This window comes from Moorena sp. SIO1F2, from assembly GCF_010672755.1.
Classification (GTDB): Bacteria; Cyanobacteriota; Cyanobacteriia; order Cyanobacteriales; family Coleofasciculaceae; genus Moorena.
Window position 1 is genome coordinate 1 of the sequence record NZ_JAAHFV010000681.1, and the last position, 1,080, is coordinate 1,080.

1 protein-coding gene and 1 pseudogene are annotated in these 1,080 nt (G+C 42.3%); both read left to right on the forward strand.

Features of this window, described 5'->3' with window-relative positions; genetic code table 11:
• The coding region (locus tag F6J94_RS33990; RefSeq protein WP_293048382.1) for a peroxidase family protein at positions 1–545 on the forward strand (545 nt) is incomplete at its 5' end.
• Positions 546–751: 206 nt separating this feature from the next.
• Positions 752–1,080: pseudogene (locus F6J94_RS33995) on the forward strand (catalase); the annotation flags it as partial.

A 1,080-nucleotide genomic window follows, 5' to 3' on the forward strand; every position in this document is an offset into this window, starting at 1 on the left:
TGGATAGCCTCTGGAATAATGAGATGCTGATCAATAAAGGTTTGGGACCATTGTTTGAGGAGACCTGTTCCCAACCAGGCACCAAAATTGGTTTGTTCAACACGGCAGAATTCCTGATACCTGTTGAATTGGCAAGTATCGACTTAGGTCGTCAAGCTCAACTGGCCAGCTATAATGATTACCGGGAAATGTCTAAGTTTCCCCGGGTGACGGATTTCGATCAGATCACGGCGGATGAAGATACTCAAAGGGAACTAAAACGGTTATACGGTGATGTCAACAATATTGAATTCTATGTGGGACTCTATGCCGAGGATGTGCCACCAAATGCAGCAGTAGCTCCCCTGGTTAACCGAATGATAGGAGTTGATGCGTTTTCCCAAGCATTGACCAATCCCTTGTTGGCAGAAAATATCTTCAACGAAGAAACCTTTTCCCCGGTCGGTTGGGAAGTAATACAAAACACAAATACTCTCTCAGATGTGGTAAACCGCAATACTCAACAGCCGGATAAAAGCTATAAAGTAACATTTGACAATCCGTAAGCAAGGCATCGGGTATTGTCAAAGAAAAATTAAAGTAAAAATTCCAGCTCTCTGATTGATAAATCACCATTTATTTCAGTAAAATTTGAGTCTCAATCGCCAGCTATCTGCTCACTTAATTTGACAGTACCCGCTCAAACCCACTGGTATCCTCAAGGAGTGTTTATCAAAACCAATTCCTCAAAATTTTTATCTAAAAAATAACCATGAAGCTATTTACAGAATATCCCGAAAAGGACGAACGAAACTATTACGACCTTGTAGCCGAGCAAGTCAGGATTCAGATGGATAAGCTTTACAAGGATCAGGAACGGGCTTTGCGAGACACCCATGCCAAAACCCACGCCTCGGTGGAGGGAAACCTAGAAATTTTTGATTTTGATGAACAGAGCATTAAGAGTGAACTGGCAAAACGAACTCGGCTTACTCAAGAGCAACTTAATGGGATTTCCCTCAAGCAAGGACTTTTTGCGACACCGAAACAATATCCTGTTCAGCTGCGATTTGCCAATGGGCGAACAAATGTTGAAAACGA